Genomic DNA, 18,145 nt, shown 5'->3' on the forward strand with positions numbered 1-18,145 from the left:
TTTTTGTTGGCTATCGTCAGGCTTCTTCCACCGACACCCGCAGCTCGGCCAGCGCGTTCCGCGCCGCTTTCAGCACCAGATCGCACTGCTCAAGGGTCAGGGTCAGCGGTGGTTCGATGCGGATCGTCCTCGCGTTGTTCAGGGTGCCGGCCACCAGCACCCGCTGGCGGAACATCAGGCTGGCAAAGTCATAGCCGATTTCGTTATCCACGAACTCAATGGCCATCAGCATCCCTTTACCACGGACTTCGTTCACCAGCTCCGGATACTCGCGAGCCAGCAGGCGGAAGCCGTCCAGCAGCAGATCGCCTTTCTGCTCGGCCTGCGCCGGCAGATTCTCCGTCAGCAGAACGTTGATCGTCGCCAGCGCCGCGGCGCAGGCCAGCGGGTTACCGCCGAAGGTGGTGGTGTGCAGGAACGGATTGTCGAACAGCACCGAGAAGACCTCTTCGGTGGCAACCGTCGCCCCAATCGGCATCACGCCGCCGCCGAGCGCCTTGGCAAGGCACAGAATATCCGGATGAACGTTTTCATGCTCGCAGGCAAACATTTTGCCGGTGCGGCCCATGCCGGTCTGCACTTCGTCGAAGATCAGCAGCGCGCCAAACTCGTCGCACAGCTTACGCACCGCGGGGAGATAGCCCGACGGCGGCAGGATCACCCCACCTTCGCCCTGGATCGGCTCAAGGATCACCGCCGCGACGTCATCGCCGGTTTTTTTACACTCGCTGAGCAGCGTGCGCATGGCGTTGATGTCGCCAAACGGCACGTGACGGAATCCCGGCAGCAGCGGCATAAACGGCTTACGGAACGTCGATTTGGCGGTAGCGGACAGCGCGCCCAGCGATTTGCCGTGGAAAGCGCCGCTGGTAGCCACAAAGGTAAATTTGCCGCGCGGAGACTGATAGGCTTTAGCGAGCTTCAGCGCCGCTTCGACCGACTCGGTGCCGCTATTGGAAAAGAAGCTGTATTTCAGCTTGCCCGGCGTCAGGGCCGCCAGCGTTTTGGCGAGCATGGCCCGCAGCGGATCGAGCAGTTCCTGACTATGAAGAGGTTGCTTAGCGAGCTGGTGCTCTACGGCGGAAACAACGACTGGATTACGGTGCCCTACATTAAAAATTCCAAAGCCACCCAGGCAATCAATAAACTCTTGTCCCTGAGTGTCGACAAGCGTATTTAAACTTCCCGCCTGCCACTCTACGGCTCCGTAATCCCCGCCAGCGGTAACAGATTTTCGATACGCTAAAAACCCCGGATTCACGTGCTCTTTAAAGTACTCTCTGACCTCCTGGTTAAGTGCTTTCATCTCCTCATGATCGAGCGTTTGCTTCTCAATGAGATTCAGTGCGTGTGCGCTGCAGGCCAGAGCCGATGCGCTGGAAGGTAACCTGTTCAAAGTGGGCTCCTGGGATGGGCGTATCACATGATACTGAATTAAGTATTGCAGGGATTACGCCACTTCGGTGCAGGAGCTGAAAATCGGGATAAACGCAGCGTGAAAGCGCAATTGCGCAATATTTAATCTTCCGGCGATATTTTTGGCATGCTTTACTCCTGAGCGGGCGCGGCATGCGCTCTGCGGGCTCTATGCCGCGTGCTTCGCCGCGGTGCGCTTTGCCCAACGCTGGGGCAGAAGAGGGCCGGCTGGCGGGCAGCGACGGCTTAATCGAGTTGGGAGATTTCCATCGCCGCGCGGTCGATAACGGCAATAATCTGCTTTAGCTGCGCTTCGCTGATGGCCTGCTGATTCACTTTCAAATCCAGCACGGCTTTAAAATTTTCCAGCGCCCGTTTCATCTGCGGATTTTTACGCAGCTCGCAGCCGACCATCCGCGCCTGAAGACGCTCCCGAATGTCTACCAGGGACTGCTGGTTTTCCACGTGCAGGCGGCGGCCGTCTTCGCTAATCGAGATTTTTTTACGCCCGTTTTCCTCCTCAACGCCGATCAGCCCCTGATCCTGCAGAAGGTCGAGGGTGGGGTAGATAACGCCGGGGCTCGGGCTGTAGTTGCCCTGGGTCAGGGTCTCTATCTCTTTGATCAGCTCGTAGCCGTGGCTGGCGCTGCGGCTGAGGATATCGAGGATAACCAGCCGCAGCTCGCCGTGGCCGAAGAAGCGCTGGCGCCGCCCGCCGCCTCTGCGCCCGCCGCGTTCAGCGTGGTGCTCGCGCGAGTCGTGGTCCTCTTCATGATGATTTCGCATTGTTATCTCCTGTTGATTTTTGATATATCTAATTTATATCTAAATGTCTTATCGTGGCAATGATAATTATTGTGTGTAATTTAATTTATTGATAATTAATGTATTTATTTCATTTTTTGGATTTTTATGTCTTTTAGTCTGACTATATCAAAAAAGATCTTGCATTCTTTTTTGATGGCAATCATTATCATTTGCATCAAGTTTAGATATATCTATTTAACTTCAAGAAGGCCGCCGATGATGACAACAATGAAAAAAACGCAGTACCCGCAGCGCGTACAAAACGAGCTCCGTTTCCGCGAGCTCACCGTTCTGCGCGTGGAGCGTGTGAGCGCTGGCTTCCAGCGCATCGTGCTGGGAGGCGACGCGCTGGATGGTTTCGTTTCGCAGGGTTTTGATGACCACACCAAGCTCTTTTTCCCGCGGGAGGGCGCGACCTTTACGCCGCCGCAGGTGACGGATGAAGGCATTAACTGGGGTGAGGGCGTGCGCCCGGCGAGCCGCGACTACACGCCGCTGTACGATGCCGAACGCCACGAGCTGGCCTATGATTTCTTTATTCATGACGGCGGTATCGCCAGCCGCTGGGCGCTGGCGGCAAGCGTCGGCGATAAGCTGGTGATTGGCGGGCCGCGCGGTTCGCTGGTGGTGCCGGAAGACTACGCCTGGCAGCTGTACGTTGGCGATGAGTCAGGGATGCCCGCGCTGCTTCGTCGCCTGCAGGCATTAAGCCGGCTGCCGGTTCGGCCGCAGGTTACGGCGATCGTCACCATTGGCGATGAGTCTTATAAAGACTATCTGGCGGAGTTTGCTGGCTTCAATATCGAGTGGGTGGTGGGCCATAACCCCGCCGCGGTGGCCGAGCGTCTGGCGCAGGTGAGCGTCCCGGCTGAGGATTACTTTATCTGGGTGACCGGCGAAGGCGCGGTGGTGAAATCGCTGCTTGAGCGCTTTAAAGGGGAAGAGATCGACCCGCAGCTGGTGCGCTCCCAGGCCTACTGGCACAGTAAATAAGCGGATGCTATGAAGTCCCGGGCCGCGGCTCGTCCTGTCCGGGCCGCATTGCCAAAATGCCCTGTATTCCCGCAGGCGCCTGCGGGAATATCTGACTGCTTCTATTTCTCCGCCAGGGCCTTAAACACCATCGCCACCGCGTGAGCGCCCGGGTCCATATTGCCCAGCAGGCTGTCGCTGTTGAGATACGACGCGCGCCCGGCGTTGGCTTTGCTGGCGTGGAGGGTGCTTTCCGCGCCGGCCTCGGCCGCAGCAAACGCCGCCTGCAGGTTGTCGGGCGCGGCCAGCAGCGAGGCCAGCGCCGGCTGCAGCGCGTCAATCATGGTGCGATCGCCTTCGTCCGCCCCGCCGTAAAACTTCATCTGCGCCAGGCCGGCGTTGAGCGCCTCGGCGACGCCGGCGCCCTGTTCCAGCTTCTGTCCGGCGGCGGTAAAGAAAATAGACATCAGCACGCCGCTGGAGCCGCCCATCACCACGGTCAGGCGTTCGCCGATCAGCGCAAACAGGGTGGCGAGGTCGGCGAGCGGCAGCTGCTGGCTATGCAGCAGGTCAGCAACGTCGCGCGCGCCCGCGGCGAAGGTCGAGCCGGTGTCGCCGTCGCCGACTTTGGCATCCAGCGCGTTGAGGTGGACCTCAAGGTCGGACAGCGTTGCGGTCACCGTTCCGACGTAGCCCGCCACGACGCTATGGTCTGAAGGCTGGAACTCCACGCGGCTGCTGCGCAGCAAGCAGGGCATGACCCCGACGGCGCGCGGCTGGACCGGCTTCTGCCAGCTGGCGGTTTCCACCTCGGACAGCAGCGCTTTCTCAATGCTCTCTTCCAGCACGATCGCGGTAATCGAGAAGCCTTTCATGTCCAGGGCGGTGACCAGCGAAGCCGGGCCAATCAGCCAGTCAATACGCTGATGGAGCGGCGTGTTCGCCAGCTCGCGGGTGAGGATCGCCATTTCCGCGACCGACACGCCGCCGAGATTATTGAGCATCACCGCCAGACGGCCGGTTTCCGGCAGGGCCGCGGTCAGCTTCTCCACCATCAGCCGCATAATCTGCGCGCTGTTCTGGGTGGCGATAACCGAAGCGCCGGGCTCGCCGTGAATGCCCATCCCCAGCTCCGCCTGTTCGGGATGGTGGCGCGGGGCCGTCCCGGCATCCTGCGGCAGGTGGCAGCTGGAGAGCGCGAGGCCGAGGCTGCGGGTGTTGTTCGCCGCGTACTGTGCCTCGCGCAGCACGGTCGCCAGGTTGTAGCCGCGTTCGGCGAAGTAGCCCGCCACCTTATGCACCAGGATGGTCCCGGCAATGCCGCGCGGATGTTTGTTATCCGGCAGCGAAATATCGTCGCCAACGATCAGCATCTCGACGCTGTAGCCCAGGCGACGCGCTTTCTCCGCCGCTAGGCCAAAGTTCAGGCGATCGCCGGTGTAGTTCTTGACGATCAGCAGACAGCCCGCTTCGCCGGTAACGGCCTGGATCGCCGTCAGCACCGCATCGACGCTCGGTGAGGCAAAAATATCGCCGCAGACGGCGGCGGTGAGCATGCCTTTACCAATAAAGCCCACGTGGGCCGGCTCGTGGCCGGAGCCGCCGCCGGAGATCACCGCGACGTTGCTCTTATTCAGATCGCTGCGCACGACCACGCGGATCGCCGGATCGCTCTCCAGCCGCGCCAGATTGTTCCACGGGCTGGCGATAATCGCCCCTTCAATAACGTCGCTGACGAGGCTGGTGCGCTGATTAAAAAAGAATTGAGACATAACGGTTCCTGGAGGTTGAGCGAAAACAAAATCCCCGGAGGCGGCGCCTCCGGCGTGAGGTCAGCGGGGCTACCCGCGGATAATGCGCCTTTCGGCGACATCGAGGGTGATGGCATCGCCGCTGCGCAGCGTTTTCAGCGTCTCACCCTGCTGGCACAGGCAGGCGATCCCGGCCTGGCGTGCGATGATCGCGCCGTGGGAGACGTCGCTGCCTTCCTGCAGGCAGATCCCCTTTACCTGCCGGGGATCGAGCTGCACCACGGTTGAAGGGAAGATATCATCGGCGATGACGATCACCGGTTCATTCACCGCCAGCGGCACCTCGCTGCGGCCCTGAAGATGGCGCAGCGTGCGGTGGAGAAGATCTTCGATATCAATATAGCGCGCCTGCAGATAGCTATCGCTCAGCTGGCGATACTGCTGGCTGAGATCGACCAGCACCTGGTACCACGCCCACTCGGCGCAGCACTGCTCCTTGCTCAGGATGGCGCAGGCGGCGTCATAGAGATCCGGGTCGTCGAGCAGGGTGTGGTGACCGGAGAAAATGGCCGCGATATCGGCGGAATAGCGCTCCTCCGCCAGGCGGGTCAGGGCGTTGAGATCCGCCAGCGTCTGCTCAATAGCCTGCTTCAGGCGCCGCTGCTCTTTGGCGCTATTGGCGCTGTTTCGCCGCCGCGGCTCGGCATGCGGCAGGGGATAGAGCAGCGCCTTTCCCTGGACGCGCCCGGTGGAGGGGACGGCCGCCGCCGGGGCCGCGCCCGGCTGCTCGCCAAAGTTCTCCGCCGCCAGCGCCTGGAATGCGGCCAGCGCCGCCTCGGCATCCGGCCCGCGGGCCAGCAGCCTTAGCCGGTCGTCGCGGCGCACCTGCAGCAGCGCGATTTTATTGATGCTGTCCGGCGCCACGCACTTGCCGCCTTTCTCCAGCAGCAGATCGGCGTTGAAGCCGGCCAGCGCCGCCACCAGGCGCGAGGCCGGGCGAACGTGCAGGCCGTTGTGGTTGCTAATCACCACCGAAACCGACCGCGCGTCGTCATCTCCGGCAAAGGGGATCGCCTCAGGGGCGGCCTGAGCGGGCGACGGTAACCCCAGCTGAACGCGCTTAGCCTCCAGCGCGTTCATGGCGTCCTCGATAACCTTGTCGATCGTTGACCCGGTCGCCGCGCTGACCGTTGCCGCCAGCGTACCTTCGACCAGCGGGGCCGCGCAGAGGCGAACCTTCGCGGCGATAGCGGGATCGAGAAGATCCAGCGCCGTCTCGGCGCTCAGCAGGGCGCTGCCGATATCCATCATCACCAGCACGTGATCGGCGTCGGCAACGGATTCAATCGCCTCCATCACCTTAATGGGATCGGTGCCGATCGGGCTCTCGGGATCGTCAATCCCGGCGGCGATCGCCAGCCGGCAGCCGTCGCCGATTAACATCTGCCGGGCCAGTTCTCCGACTCCTTCGCCCAGCCGGGCGCTATGAGAAACAATCACCAGGTTTACCATCGCTTTTTCCTTACTCTTTGGCTGCCGCAGCCAGCTCCTGAATCATAAACATCACCGAGGTCGCGCCCGGATCCTGATGCCCGATACTGCGCTCGCCGAGGTAGCTGGCGCGGCCTTTGCGGGCCTGCATGGTGATGGTGGAGCGGGTGGCGATCTCCGCCTGCTTGCAGGCGGCATCCAGCGCGGCGTGCATCGACAGATGCTGTTCGCTGGAGTGGCGCAGCGATTCAACGACCGGTAGCCAGACGTCGCACATCGTTTTATCCCCCGGCTCCGCCTTGCCGCGGTTGACCACGCCGTCCGCGCCTTCGCGCATCATCTGGTACAGCTCGTCGAGGCTGAGGCTCTGGTGCGCCTGGGTTACCTGGGCCGCGCGGATAAAGAAGGTGCCGAACAGCGGGCCGCTGGCGCCGCCGACGTTGGAAAGCAGCGTCATCCCGGTATTTTTAAGGATAAAACCGATGTCCTTATCGGCAATAGAAGGCAGCTTTTCCACCACCTTGCTGAAGCCGCGATGCATGTTCAGGCCGTGGTCAGCGTCGCCGATTTCTTTATCCAGCCCGGTAAGAAAATCCCGCTCTTTGGTAAAGATCTCGCCGCAGCGATAGAGCCAGTTAACGATCTGCGTTCTGTTCAGTGACATGTTGTGCTCCTTAATGGCCCCAGTTCAGCGCCGGGGTATGGACGGGGGCATCCCACAGGGCCAGCGTCTCGTCGTCGGCTTTCAGCAGGGTGATGGAAAAGCCCACCATATCCAGAGATGTGCAGTAGCTACCGATAAGGCTGCGGGCGATAGCGATCCCGCTCTCCTCGCAGCGTTCGGCGAGGCGGTTGTAGACGCCGTACAGTTCCGATAGCGGCGTGGCGCCGAGGTTATTGACCAACGCGATAACGCGGTCGCCGCTCTGTAACGCTTTTTTACTCTGCTGGACGTCCTGCCAGCTGCCTTTGGCCGGGTCCCACTGGCGCAGGGTGCGGCTGTAGGTACCGTTTTCCAGCAGGGTGGCGAACATTTCGTCCACGGTCTGGTCGAGAGAACTGAAGGCGCGGCGGTCAATCCCCGGCTCGCCGTGGATGCCGACGCCGAACTCCATTTCGTTATCCTGGAGCTCAAAAGAGGGCTGCCCGGCGGCCGGAACGGTGCAGGCCGCGAGGGCGACACCGATGGAGTGGCCGAGGTTGTTGAGCCTGCGGCCCAGCTCGGCGCAGGCTTCCAGCGAATCGCCGCGCTCGGCGGCGGCGCCCACCAGCTTTTCAACCAGCACGGTGTTGGCTACGCCCCGGCGACCGGCGGTATAGAGGCTGTCCTTCACCGCCACGTCATCATCGATCACCACGGTGGTGACCTTGACGCCGCTCTCATGCAGCAGCTCGGCGGCGGTTTCGAAATTCAAAATATCGCCGGTGTAGTTTTTGATAATCAGCAGCACGCCTTCGCCGCCGTCGATATTCATCGCGCACTCAAACATTTTATCCGGCGTCGGCGAGGTGAAGATCTCCCCGGGACAGGCGCCGGAGAGCATGCCCTGGCCGATGTAGCCGCAGTGCATTGGCTCATGTCCGCTGCCGCCGCCGGAGAGCAGCGCCACCTTGCCGGCAACCGGCGCATCGGCGCGGGTGACGTACACCGGGTCCTGATGCAGCGTTAATTGGGGATGGGCCTTCGCCAGGCCCGCCAGCTGTTCGCTCAGGACATCTTCGACACGGTTAATCAGTTTTTTCATCTTTATGCTCCGTCGCAGTGGTTCGATGCCGCCTCTCTGCTGGCGGAGGCGGTCATCGTGTAGGGGTTCGCCAGCCGATAGGCGCTGTCCGGCGATGTAGTGATTCTGGCTGAGTTAGCGAAAAATAAAATCTGCCCGAAGAGGGTTTCATTCCGGAACGTGATTGCTGATAAATGTTCCGTAATGAAACGTTTATTGTGAAAAAAAAAGCAAAATGCGACCCAGAGCGGTTTTTTTCATACCGCCGCGAGGCGGATAAGCGGCGATGGCGAAGCGGGTTTTTAGTTTTTTTTCGCGGCCAGGGGCCGATTTCCCGGTGCGCTATGCTGCCTGCTGCGCAAATTTTCTCTGAACGGGCGGATCGGGATCGCAATCCCGGCGTTTCACCGCGATTAATGTTTCAATATGAAACGCAAAAATATTTTTGCTGTTCCATATCAGAACAAAAAGGCGAAATATTTTTTTGTTCTCCGCTCGCCCTACAGTGATTGCATCGCTCCGGCAGCGCTCCCGTCTCCCTCATTAGTAGAAGGCTGAACGCAGCGGCGCCAGAGCTCATAGAGCTCATCATGTAAAAAAATGCACTTATTTGAGGATGAAAGGAATGCTAAAAGTTATTCAATCTCCAGCCAAATATCTCCAGGGACCTGATGCATCCACGCTGTTTGGCGAGTACGCCAAAAACCTGGCGGACAGCTTTTTCGTGATTGCCGACGACTTCGTCATGAAGCTGGCGGGAGACAAGGTGCTGAACGGCCTGCACAGCCACAACATCAGCTGCCATGCCGAGCGCTTTAACGGTGAATGCAGCCATGCGGAAATCAACCGCCTGATCGCGATTCTGCAGCAGCACGGCTGCCGCGGCGTTGTGGGGATTGGCGGCGGCAAGACCCTTGATACGGCGAAAGCCATCGGTTTTTACCAGAAGCTGCCGGTGGTGGTTATCCCCACCATCGCCTCGACCGATGCGCCAACCAGTGCGCTGTCGGTTATCTACAGCGAAGCGGGCGAGTTTGAAGAGTATCTGATCTACCCGAAAAACCCGGATATGGTGGTAATGGATACGGCGATTATCGCCAAAGCGCCGGTGCGCCTGCTGGTGGCCGGGATGGGCGATGCGCTCTCCACCTGGTTTGAAGCGAAGGCCTGTTTTGATGCCAGGGCAACCAGCATGGCGGGCGGGCAGTCCACGGCGGCGGCCTTGAGCCTGGCGCGCCTGTGCTATGATACGCTGCTGGCCGAGGGTGAAAAGGCGCGTCTTGCCGCCCAGGCGGGGGTGGTGACCGATGCCCTGGAACGCATCGTGGAAGCCAATACCTACCTCAGCGGTATCGGCTTTGAAAGCAGCGGCCTCGCCGGGGCGCATGCGATCCATAACGGCTTTACCATTCTGGAAGAGTGCCACCATCTGTACCACGGTGAAAAAGTGGCGTTTGGTACCCTGACCCAGCTGGTGCTGCAAAACAGCCCGCTGGAAGAGATTGAAACGGTGCTGAACTTCTGCCAGAAAGTGGGCCTGCCGGTGACCCTTGCGCAAATGGGCGTGAAGGAGGGCATTGAAGGGAAAATTGCGGCCGTGGCGCAGGCGACCTGCGCGCCGGGCGAAACCATCCACAATATGCCGTTCCCGGTGACCGCCAGCAGCGTCTACGCCGCGATTCTGACCGCCGACCTGCTGGGGCAGCAGTGGCTGGCGCGGTGATAGCGTGCCGGTAAGTCTCTTCTCTGGAGAGTAAAGAGACCTCTTCTCCCCTTCGGCAGCTTCTGCCGGAGGGGTTGTCGTTTTTAACACAGCGGAAACGGATATGACTGCGCAGACTCAGAGCTTTTCTTCGGTGATAACCCAGTCATGGCATCGTTGCAGCAAGTTTATGCAGCGGGAAACCTGGCAGGCGCCGCACCAGGCGCAGGGGCTGACGTTTGAATCCATCTGTCGGCGCAAGACCGCGCTGCTGACGATTGGCCAGGCCGCGCTGGAGGATGCCTGGGAGTTTATGGATAGCCGTCCCTGCGGGCTGTTTATCCTCGATGAGTCCGCCTGTATTCTCAGCCGCTGCGGCGATCCGCAAACCCTTGACCAGCTTGCTGAGCTGGGCTTTCGTGACGGCAGCTACTGCGCGGAAAGCATTATCGGCAGCTGCGCGCTCTCTTTGGCCTCCATGCTCGGACAGCCGGTAAAAACCGCCGGCGACAGCCACTTTAAGCAGGCGCTGCGGCCGTGGTCGTTCAGCTCGACGCCGGTGTTTGATAACCACGGCCGGCTGTTTGGCTCTATCTCGCTGTGCTGCCTGACGGAGCAGCAGGCGACGTCGGATTTATCGCTGACCCTCGCGATTGCCCGCGAGGTGGGGAACTCCCTGCTCACCGACAGCCTGCTGGCCGAGTCCAATCGGCACCTTAATCAGATGTACGGCCTGCTGGAAAGCATGGATGACGGGGTGATGGCGTGGAACGAGCAGGGGGTTCTGCAGTTTCTCAACGCGCGGGCCGCGACGCTGCTGCATCTCGATGTGCAGGCCAGCCAGGGACGCAATATTAACGAGCTGGTGACGCTGCCGGCGCTGCTGCGCAGGGCGATTAAGCACGCGCGCGGGCTGAATCATGTGGAAGTCACCTTCGAAAGCCAGCACCAGTTTGTCGATGCCGTGATCACGCTGAAGCCGATTGTCGAAGAGCAGGGCAACAGCTTTATTCTGCTGCTGCACCCGGTGGAACAGATGCGCCAGCTGATGACCAGCCAGCTGGGTAAGGTGAGCCACACCTTTGAGCAGATGTCGGCGGACGATCCGGAAACCCGGCGCCTGATTCATTTTGGCCGCCAGGCGGCGAGAGGCGCTTTTCCTGTGCTGCTGTGCGGGGAAGAGGGCGTCGGCAAAGAGCTGCTCAGCCAGGCCATCCATAATGAAAGCGAGCGGGCGGGCGGCCCCTATATTGCGGTGAACTGCCAGCTGTACGCCGACGGCGCGCTCGGGCAGGATTTTATGGGCAGCGCGCCGACCGACGACGAAAACGGCCGCCTGAGCCGGCTGGAGCTGGCCAACGGCGGCACCCTGTTTCTGGAAAAAATCGAGTATCTGGCGCCGGAGCTGCAGTCCGCGCTGCTGCAGGTCATTAAGCAGGGCGTATTAACCCGCCTCGACGCCCGGCGCCTGATCCCGGTGGACGTCAAGGTGATCGCCACCACCACCGTCGACCTCGCCAACCTGGTGGAGCAGAACCGCTTTAGCCGCCAGCTGTACTACGCGCTGCACTCGTTTGAGATCGTGATTCCCCCGCTGCGGGCGCGGCGCAACAGCATCACCTCGCTGGTGCATAACCGTCTGCGGAGCCTGGAAAAGCGCTTCTCGTCGCGCCTGAAGGTGGACGATGACGCCCTGGCGCAGCTGGTGAACTACTCCTGGCCGGGGAATGATTTTGAACTGAACAGCATTATTGAAAACGTCGCGATCAGCAGCGACAACGGGCACGTTCGCCTGAGCAATCTGCCGGAGTACCTGTTTACCGAACGTACCGGCACCGACACCTCCTCTTCGCTGCTCCCCGCCAGCCTGACGTTTAGCGCCATTGAAAAAGAGGCGATTATCCACGCCGCCCGCGTGACCAGCGGCCGGGTCCAGGAGATGTCGCAGCTGCTGAATATCGGGCGCACCACGCTGTGGCGCAAGATGAAGCAGTATGACATCGACGCCGGCCAGTTTAAGCGTAAACGTCTGGAGTAGGCGCCTATCCGCCGGCGGCGTCACGGCACAGCCACTGCGTCCGGCGCTGGGCCAGCCCCGTCCGCTGCTGCGCCGTCGGGGGGCGCTCGCTGACGACGTAGTCAAAATCACCGACGTGGCCGTTGCGGCACAGCGCCGTGCGGCCAAACTTGGTGCTGTCGATCGCCAGCACCGTGACGTCCGCGCCGGCGGTTAACGCCCGCCGCGCCACCACTTCATCATCGTTAAAATCGTACAGCTCGCCGGCGTCGCCGATGCCGCCGACGGAGACCACGCCAATATCCACCCGATAGCGGCTAAAGAACGCCATGGCGTCGCCGCCGATAATATCCAGATCGCGCTTGCGGATACGCCCGCCGGCTATCGTCAGCGCGCAGTCGGGAAGCTGGCTGAGCGGCTGCGTGGCGTGCAGGTTATTGGTGAAGACGGCGAGAGAAACGCTCTTCGGCAGGGCGCGCGCCACCATCTCCACCGTGGTGCCGGTGCCGAGGAAGCAGCTTTGCGCCCCGCAGAGCAGCCGCGCAACCTGCTCGCCAATCCAGCGTTTGCCGTTGATATTGACGATCTCCCGCTGTTGATAAGCGATGTTTTCGCGCGCGAAAGGCGCGACCAGGCCGTGGCGGCGCAGCAGCAGCCCCTGCGCCGTTAAGTCACGCAGATCGCTGCGTATGGTCTGCAGCGAGACGCCAAAGTGCCTGGAGAGCGCTTCAATGCTGATTTCGCCGCGTTCTGTCACCAGCGCGACAATGGCGCTGCGACGGGTTTCCGGTGTCATATTCCCTTCCTGCCACGCTATTTTCGGCCATGCTAGCGCGGCAATGTGAAGCTATGACTACGAAAGAAGGTGGTCATATTTTTGTCAGATTCCCCTGTTTTAATCGTCGCAACGAAAACACCGGGGACGGAACGATGAATAAAAAAAACGCGCTGGCGGCGATGCTGCTAACCATCATGAGCGCATCGGCTTTTGCCAAATCGACGCTGACGCTCTATACCAGCCAGCCCAACGAAGACGCGCAGACCACCGTCAGCGCCTTTGAAAAAGCGCATCCCGATATTGAAGTGAAATGGATCCGTGACGGAACCACCAAGCTGACCGCCCGCCTGCAGGCCGAGCTCGCCGCCGGCGCCGCCGCGCCGGACGTGCTGCTGATCGCCGATAGCGTCACTATGGAAGCCCTGAAGCAGCAGAACTTACTGGCCGGCTATCGCTCGCCGCAGGCCGCCCGCTTTGACGCTCAGCTGTACGATAAAGACGGCTACTACTACGGCACTAAGCTGATCACCACCGGCATCGCCTGGAATACTAAAGCGCCGGTTAAACCCACCTCCTGGCTGGATCTCCTCAAGCCGGAGCTGAAGAACATGACCACGCTGCCCAGCCCGCTTTACTCCGGCGCGGCGCAGATCCATCAGGCGACGCTGATGAATGCACCCGACCTCGGCTGGCAATACTACGAGAAGCTAAAAGCGAACGGCGCGATGCCGCAAAGCGGCAACGGCGCGGTGATGAACGCCATCGCTTCCGGCAGCAAGGCCTACGGCGTGCTGGTGGACTACATGGCCATTCGCGAAAAGGCCAAGGGCGCGCCCATCGAGTTTACCTTCCCGAAAGAGGGGGTCAGCATTGTGACCGAGCCGGTAGCGATGCTGAAGAACGCCAAAAACCCGCAGGCCGCGAAGGCGTTTATCGACTTCTTACTCTCGACGGAGGGGCAGAGGCTGGTGCTGCAGCAGGGCTATCTGCCGGCCGATGCTTCTCTGCCGGTGCCGAAGGGCTTCCCGCCGCGCGACAGCATTAAGCTGATGCCGTTCGACGCCGCCAAAGCGCTGGCCGATACCGAGGCGAACAAAAAGCGCTTTGCCGACCTGTTCGGCAGCCGTTAATTGATGAGCGATATGACCCTGAGGCAAAACGCCGGCGGCAGCTCCCTGAAGGGGCTGCTGTGGCTATTATTATGCCTCGTGGCGCTGGTCAGCCTGCTGCCCAGCCTGCGCCTGCTCATTGCGGCGCTGCTCGACTGGCGGCAGGGCAGCGACAGCAGCCTGTGGCGCGTGCTGAGCAACCCCGCGACCTGGAGCGCGCTGTATAACAGCCTGTATACCAGCGGGCTGGGCACGCTGATCTCGCTGCTGCTTGGCAGCCTGTTCGCCTTTTGCCTGGCGTTGACCAATATCCGCTTTAAGCCGGTGTGGGTGTTCCTGTTTATGCTGCCGATGATGATCCCGCCGCAGGTCACCGCCCTGAGCTGGCTGCAGCTCTTCGGGCCGAGCAGCATTCTGCTCAACAGCATCGGTCTGGCGCCGGGATTTGGCAGCGCTAATCCGCTCTATTCCGCCGAGGGCATCGCCCTGCTGCTCGGCATTCAGCATGCGCCGCTGGTGTTTCTGGCCCTGCGCACGCAGCTGCAGTGCCTGCCGAAAGAGCATATCGAAGCGGCCAGGCTCAACGGCGCCTCGCTGTGGCGGGTCTTTTTCGATATTGTGCTGCCGCTGTGCCGCACGGCGCTATGGGGCGGGGCGGCGATTGCTTTTGTTTCCGCGCTCGGCAACTTCGGCATTCCGGCGATGCTGGGGATCCCGATCTCTTTATTTGTGCTGCCGGTCTATATCTACCAGACGCTCTCCAGCTTCGGCCCGTCGATGCTCAACGAGGTGGCGGCGCTGTCGGTGCTGATGGGCGTGCTGGCGATCGGGATCGTTATCGTCCAGGGCCACATGCAGCGGCGCTACGCGCTGCCGCTGATCGGCATGGCGGGGCGTGGGCTGGGGTTCTCGCTGGGGAAATGGCGGCTGGCGACGGAGGCGCTGCTGGGCGTCGTGCTGTTCGCTATTCTGGTGGCGCCGCTGCTGGCGCTGATCGCCACCTCGCTGGTGCCGACGCTCGGCGTGCCGCTCAACGGCGAGACCCTGACCTTTGCCGCCTGGCGCGGCGTCGTTGATGCGCAGAGCGCCACCTGGCGGGCGCTGAGCAATAGCATGCTGCTCTCTATTAGCGCCGCGGCGGTGCTGATGCTGCTCAGCCTGCCGCTGGCGTGGCTGCTGGTGCGCCATCCTTCCCGGCCGCTGTGCTGGCTGCACAACCTTATCGATATTCCCTACACCCTGCCCGGCGTGGTACTGGCGATTGCCTGCATTCTGCTGTTTGCCCGCCCGCTGCCGCTGCTGAATATCAGCCTCATCGGGACGCTGACGATTATCTTTTTCGCCTATCTTGCCCGTTTTCTCACCGTCTGCCTGAAGCCGGTACACAACAGCATGCTGCAGCTGGACCCGGCGATGGAGGAGGCCGCCAGCCTCGCCGGAGCGAACGTTTCGCAGCGCCTGCGCCACATCGTGCTGCCGCTGATGGCGCCGGCGGCGTTTGCCGGCGCGCTGCTGGTGTTCCTCTCCGCCGTCAACGAGCTGACGGTATCGGCGCTGCTGTGGAGCGCCGGGAAAGAGACGCTGGGGGTGATGATTTTCAATCTTGATGAGAGCGGGGATAAGGTGCTGGCATCGGCGGTGTCGGTACTGGTGGTAGCGCTGGTGGCGGTGGTGATGCTGCTGCTCAGCGCGCTCGGACGATATTTACCCAAAGGAGTGATTCCATGGCAGAACTGAGGCTGGAGCGGCTCAGCAAAGTATTTGGCAACCAGACCGTGGTGCGGGAACTCAATCTGACCATCCCGCAGGGCGCCTTTACCGCGCTGCTGGGACCGAGCGGCTGCGGCAAAACCACCACGCTGCGCATTCTTGCCGGCCTCGAGCAGCTGAGCGACGGGCGTCTGCTGCTGGGCGATCGCCTGCTGGCGGATAGCGCCGTCCACCTGCCGCCGGAGCAGCGCGATATGGGGATGGTGTTTCAGTCCTACGCCCTGTGGCCGCACATGACCGTGGCGGAGAACGTCGGCTATCCGCTCAGGCTGCGTAAAGTTAACGGCGCCGCCCGGCAGAAGCGGGTGATGGAGGCGCTGGAGGTGGTTGAGCTCGGGGCCTATGCCGGGCGTTCGCCGCAGGAGCTGAGCGGCGGCCAGCGTCAGCGGGTGGCGCTGGCGCGCTGTCTGGTCTCCGAACCGCAGGTGGTGCTGCTGGATGAGCCGCTGGCGAACCTCGATCGCCACCTGCGCGCGACGATGGAGCAGACGTTCCGGGAATTTCACCGCCGTACCGGCGCCACCTTTGTCTACGTGACCCACGACCAGGCGGAGGCGATGGCGCTGGCCAGCCACATCGCGGTGATGCATCAGGGCGCGCTCATGCAGTGGGGCGCGCCGCAGGAGCTTTATCAGCAGCCGCAAAACGCCTGGGTGGCGCGCTTTATCGGTAAGGGGCAGGTGCTGTCGCTGGCGATACCCGGCCAGCAGCGCCAGCTGGACTGCGCCCTGCTGCATGAGGGATTTTCCGCGGGTCAGCATGCGGCGGCGCAGCCGGTGCTGGTGCGCCCGGAACACGTGCAGCTCGCGGAGAGCGGACTGAGCGCGGAGGTGGAAAGCTGTATCTATCAGGGAGAGCGTTATTTAGTTGATTTGCGTCTGGCGGACGGGCAGCCGCTGAGCGCCTTCCACCACTCGCCGCTGCGGGCGCAGCAGAGCGTCCGCGTTCGCCTGATCCAGGGCTGGCGTCTGGAGGCGGCGTGAAGATAGACGTGATTAGCGGCCTGGGCCGCAAGGCTCCGGCGGCCATTTTGCTGAGCACGCCGCGCCAGCGCATCCTGCTGGATGCCGGCGGCGCCCTGGAGCCGGATGAGGCGCCGTGGCCGGTTCCGGCGGATATCGACGCGATTCTGCTCAGCCACGATCATGTGGATCATATTGCCGGGCTGAGCCGTCTGCCGGCGGAAATTCCCATCTACTGCAGCGCCGTCACCGCCCAGGCGCTGCCCGCGGGGCGCAACGTCCGCCCGGTGGCGGTGCGCGGTCAGTTCTCCCTCGGCGAGATAACCGTCACTACCGGCAGCTGCGGCCACGCCTGGGGCGGGATGTGGTTCCATCTGAACGTGGCGGGCGGCCTGTTTTACAGCGGCGATATTAGTCTGGAATCCCTGCTGTTCCGCTTTGACGTTCCGCCGCCCGCGCGCCTGGCGCTGGTGGATGCCTCCTACGGTTTATACGATGTGCCGCAAAGCCGGCAGCGGGAAAAGCTGCGCGCGTACCTGTCGCAGCCGACCCTCTGCCCGGTGCCGCCTTCCGGACGCGCCGCCGAGCTGGCGCTGTTTATGGCCCGCGAGCGGCGGCCGAACGTTGCCATGGACGCCGCCTGCCTGAGCATGCTGGTGCAGATGGCGGAGCATGACGATGGCAGCCTGCAGCATGGCGTTGCCGCGGAGCTGCGGGCGCTGGCCGCGGCGCTTCCGGTGTTTTCGCCCCACGCGCCGCTGGTATTGGCCGCCGACCCCGACGGCATGAGCGGCATGGCGGGCGCGCTGCGGGCGCGGGAGGATTTTCAACATCGAACCCTGTTTACCGGCCACCTCAACCAGCTTGCGCGCCAGCAGCGGCTGGCAGGCGACGTTGATTTTTGCCGCTGGAACGTGCACCCCACCGTCAGTTGCCTGCAAACGCTGATCTCTCAGCTCTCCTGCCGCTACTTTATGCCGCTGTTTACCGCCATTGAGAGCCCGCTTCTGTGGCAGCAGGCGCTGGGCTGCCAAATCATGACTCATCCGACGATCGAGATGGAACTATGCCAATAATCTGTAAGCCTTTTGTCTTCGTTCGCCACGGCGAAACGGCCCTTAATCGGGATAAATTAATCGGCGGAAGCGCGGACGCACCGCTCACCGAAGAGGGCGAGCTGCAGGCGCAGGAGGTTCGTCCGCTGCTGGGGCGCTATCGCTGGAACGGCGTCGCCGTCAGCCCGCTGCTGCGTGCGCGACAAACGGCCGAGCTGGCGCTCCCCGACGTGCCCTATACGGTGTTCGACGATCTGCGCGAGCGGGACTGGGGGGAGTTAGAGCGCCGGCCGTGGACGGAGCAGCCGCCGTATGAGGAGACGCCGCCGGGCGGCGAAAGCTGGGAAGCGTTTTGCCACCGGGTGACCGGCGCGCTAAATACGATCCTGACGCAGTACGAGCGTCCGTTAATTATCGCCCATTCCGGCGTGTTTCGGGTGCTGCGCCGCTATGCGCTCGGTACGCCCTACGGCATCCGGCTCGGTAACGTGGTGCCGATGTGGATTTCCCCCGGACAGCAGCCTAACGAGTGGCGCATCGTCCCGCTGGAGGAAGCCGACGAGCGCTAAGCCCGCGCGGCGGGTTTGCTGG

15 protein-coding genes are annotated in these 18,145 nt (G+C 62.0%); 8 read left to right on the forward strand and 7 right to left on the reverse strand.

The features are described 5' to 3' along the window. Nucleotides 1-16: 16 nt before the first annotated feature. Together ygjG and EDF75_RS22060 are read right to left on the reverse strand one after the other, a co-directional pair. Nucleotides 17-1,396 (reverse strand): putrescine aminotransferase, encoded by a 1,380-nt coding sequence (gene ygjG, locus EDF75_RS22055; RefSeq protein WP_133600877.1) that lies wholly within the window; start codon nucleotides 1,394-1,396, stop codon nucleotides 17-19. Nucleotides 1,397-1,662: 266 nt separating this feature from the next. Then, nucleotides 1,663-2,202, reverse strand: a complete 540-nt coding sequence (locus EDF75_RS22060) for a PadR family transcriptional regulator (RefSeq protein WP_133600878.1) — start codon at nucleotides 2,200-2,202, stop codon at nucleotides 1,663-1,665. 237 nt (nucleotides 2,203-2,439) lie between these two features. Between EDF75_RS22060 and EDF75_RS22065 the strand changes: the two genes are divergently transcribed. After that, nucleotides 2,440-3,216, forward strand: coding sequence for a siderophore-interacting protein (locus tag EDF75_RS22065; protein ID WP_166646227.1), 777 nt, complete (start codon nucleotides 2,440-2,442; stop codon nucleotides 3,214-3,216). Nucleotides 3,217-3,317: 101 nt separating this feature from the next. Here EDF75_RS22065 and EDF75_RS22070 read toward each other — a convergent pair whose 3' ends face one another. The 4 genes from EDF75_RS22070 to dhaK form a co-directional block, all read right to left on the reverse strand. Next, nucleotides 3,318-4,967: a glycerone kinase gene (locus tag EDF75_RS22070; protein ID WP_133600879.1), complete on the reverse strand. Its 1,650-nt coding sequence runs from the start codon at nucleotides 4,965-4,967 to the stop codon at nucleotides 3,318-3,320. 69 nt (nucleotides 4,968-5,036) lie between these two features. Next, the gene (gene dhaM / locus EDF75_RS22075) at nucleotides 5,037-6,458 is read right to left on the reverse strand and encodes a dihydroxyacetone kinase phosphoryl donor subunit DhaM (RefSeq protein ID WP_133600880.1); all 1,422 of its coding nucleotides are present in this window, start codon (nucleotides 6,456-6,458) and stop codon (nucleotides 5,037-5,039) included. Between the two features lie 10 nt (nucleotides 6,459-6,468). Then, entirely contained in the window at nucleotides 6,469-7,101 is a 633-nt protein-coding gene (gene dhaL, locus EDF75_RS22080) for a dihydroxyacetone kinase subunit DhaL (protein ID WP_095099674.1), read from the reverse strand. A gap of 10 nt (nucleotides 7,102-7,111) precedes the next feature. Beyond that, nucleotides 7,112-8,182, reverse strand: a complete 1,071-nt coding sequence (gene dhaK, locus EDF75_RS22085; protein ID WP_133600881.1) for a dihydroxyacetone kinase subunit DhaK — start codon at nucleotides 8,180-8,182, stop codon at nucleotides 7,112-7,114. 604 nt (nucleotides 8,183-8,786) lie between these two features. Here dhaK and EDF75_RS22095 point away from each other — a divergent pair. Then, nucleotides 8,787-9,884 (forward strand): glycerol dehydrogenase, encoded by a 1,098-nt coding sequence (locus tag EDF75_RS22095; RefSeq protein ID WP_095099669.1) that lies wholly within the window; start codon nucleotides 8,787-8,789, stop codon nucleotides 9,882-9,884. A 103-nt stretch (nucleotides 9,885-9,987) separates the two neighbouring features. Then, nucleotides 9,988-11,901: a dihydroxyacetone kinase operon transcriptional regulator DhaR gene (gene dhaR, locus EDF75_RS22100; RefSeq protein ID WP_133600882.1), complete on the forward strand. Its 1,914-nt coding sequence runs from the start codon at nucleotides 9,988-9,990 to the stop codon at nucleotides 11,899-11,901. A gap of 4 nt (nucleotides 11,902-11,905) precedes the next feature. Here dhaR and EDF75_RS22105 read toward each other — a convergent pair whose 3' ends face one another. Beyond that, a complete protein-coding gene (locus EDF75_RS22105) occupies nucleotides 11,906-12,676 on the reverse strand; it encodes a DeoR/GlpR family DNA-binding transcription regulator (RefSeq protein ID WP_133600883.1) in 771 nt (256 codons plus the stop codon). Nucleotides 12,677-12,810: 134 nt separating this feature from the next. Between EDF75_RS22105 and EDF75_RS22110 the strand changes: the two genes are divergently transcribed. The 5 genes from EDF75_RS22110 to EDF75_RS22130 are packed head-to-tail and all read left to right on the forward strand — an operon-like array spanning nucleotide 12,811 to nucleotide 18,123. Continuing rightward, nucleotides 12,811-13,788 carry an ABC transporter substrate-binding protein gene (locus EDF75_RS22110; protein ID WP_133600884.1) on the forward strand — a complete coding sequence of 326 codons (978 nt, stop codon included), beginning with the start codon at nucleotides 12,811-12,813 and terminating at the stop codon, nucleotides 13,786-13,788. Nucleotides 13,789-13,800: 12 nt separating this feature from the next. Beyond that, on the forward strand, nucleotides 13,801-15,504 hold the full coding sequence (locus tag EDF75_RS22115; protein WP_133600885.1) for an ABC transporter permease: 1,704 nt from the start codon (nucleotides 13,801-13,803) through the stop codon (nucleotides 15,502-15,504). Next, nucleotides 15,492-16,520 (forward strand): ABC transporter ATP-binding protein, encoded by a 1,029-nt coding sequence (locus tag EDF75_RS22120; protein WP_133600886.1) that lies wholly within the window; start codon nucleotides 15,492-15,494, stop codon nucleotides 16,518-16,520. The genes EDF75_RS22115 and EDF75_RS22120 overlap by 13 nt, the downstream gene beginning before the upstream one ends. Beyond that, on the forward strand, nucleotides 16,517-17,575 hold the full coding sequence (locus EDF75_RS22125; RefSeq protein WP_133600887.1) for an MBL fold metallo-hydrolase: 1,059 nt from the start codon (nucleotides 16,517-16,519) through the stop codon (nucleotides 17,573-17,575). The genes EDF75_RS22120 and EDF75_RS22125 overlap by 4 nt, the downstream gene beginning before the upstream one ends. Then, nucleotides 17,566-18,123 carry a histidine phosphatase family protein gene (locus EDF75_RS22130; protein ID WP_133600888.1) on the forward strand — a complete coding sequence of 186 codons (558 nt, stop codon included), beginning with the start codon at nucleotides 17,566-17,568 and terminating at the stop codon, nucleotides 18,121-18,123. The genes EDF75_RS22125 and EDF75_RS22130 overlap by 10 nt, the downstream gene beginning before the upstream one ends. Nucleotides 18,124-18,145: the final 22 nt, after the last annotated feature.

This window comes from Klebsiella sp. BIGb0149, assembly GCF_004362605.1.
In the GTDB taxonomy this organism is placed as follows: Bacteria; Pseudomonadota; Gammaproteobacteria; order Enterobacterales; family Enterobacteriaceae; genus Klebsiella; species Klebsiella terrigena.

Coding starts and splice junctions, on each gene's coding strand:
- EDF75_RS22060 (WP_133600878.1), bottom strand. CDS start 2,202: ATGCGAAATCATCATGAAGAGGACCACGACTCGCGCGAGCACCACGCT.
- EDF75_RS22065 (WP_166646227.1), top strand. CDS start 2,440: ATGATGACAACAATGAAAAAAACGCAGTACCCGCAGCGCGTACAAAAC.
- EDF75_RS22070 (WP_133600879.1), bottom strand. CDS start 4,967: ATGTCTCAATTCTTTTTTAATCAGCGCACCAGCCTCGTCAGCGACGTT.
- dhaM (WP_133600880.1), bottom strand. CDS start 6,458: ATGGTAAACCTGGTGATTGTTTCTCATAGCGCCCGGCTGGGCGAAGGA.
- dhaL (WP_095099674.1), bottom strand. CDS start 7,101: ATGTCACTGAACAGAACGCAGATCGTTAACTGGCTCTATCGCTGCGGC.
- dhaK (WP_133600881.1), bottom strand. CDS start 8,182: ATGAAAAAACTGATTAACCGTGTCGAAGATGTCCTGAGCGAACAGCTG.
- EDF75_RS22095 (WP_095099669.1), top strand. CDS start 8,787: ATGCTAAAAGTTATTCAATCTCCAGCCAAATATCTCCAGGGACCTGAT.
- dhaR (WP_133600882.1), top strand. CDS start 9,988: ATGACTGCGCAGACTCAGAGCTTTTCTTCGGTGATAACCCAGTCATGG.
- EDF75_RS22105 (WP_133600883.1), bottom strand. CDS start 12,676: ATGACACCGGAAACCCGTCGCAGCGCCATTGTCGCGCTGGTGACAGAA.
- EDF75_RS22110 (WP_133600884.1), top strand. CDS start 12,811: ATGAATAAAAAAAACGCGCTGGCGGCGATGCTGCTAACCATCATGAGC.
- EDF75_RS22115 (WP_133600885.1), top strand. CDS start 13,801: ATGACCCTGAGGCAAAACGCCGGCGGCAGCTCCCTGAAGGGGCTGCTG.
- EDF75_RS22120 (WP_133600886.1), top strand. CDS start 15,492: ATGGCAGAACTGAGGCTGGAGCGGCTCAGCAAAGTATTTGGCAACCAG.
- EDF75_RS22130 (WP_133600888.1), top strand. CDS start 17,566: ATGCCAATAATCTGTAAGCCTTTTGTCTTCGTTCGCCACGGCGAAACG.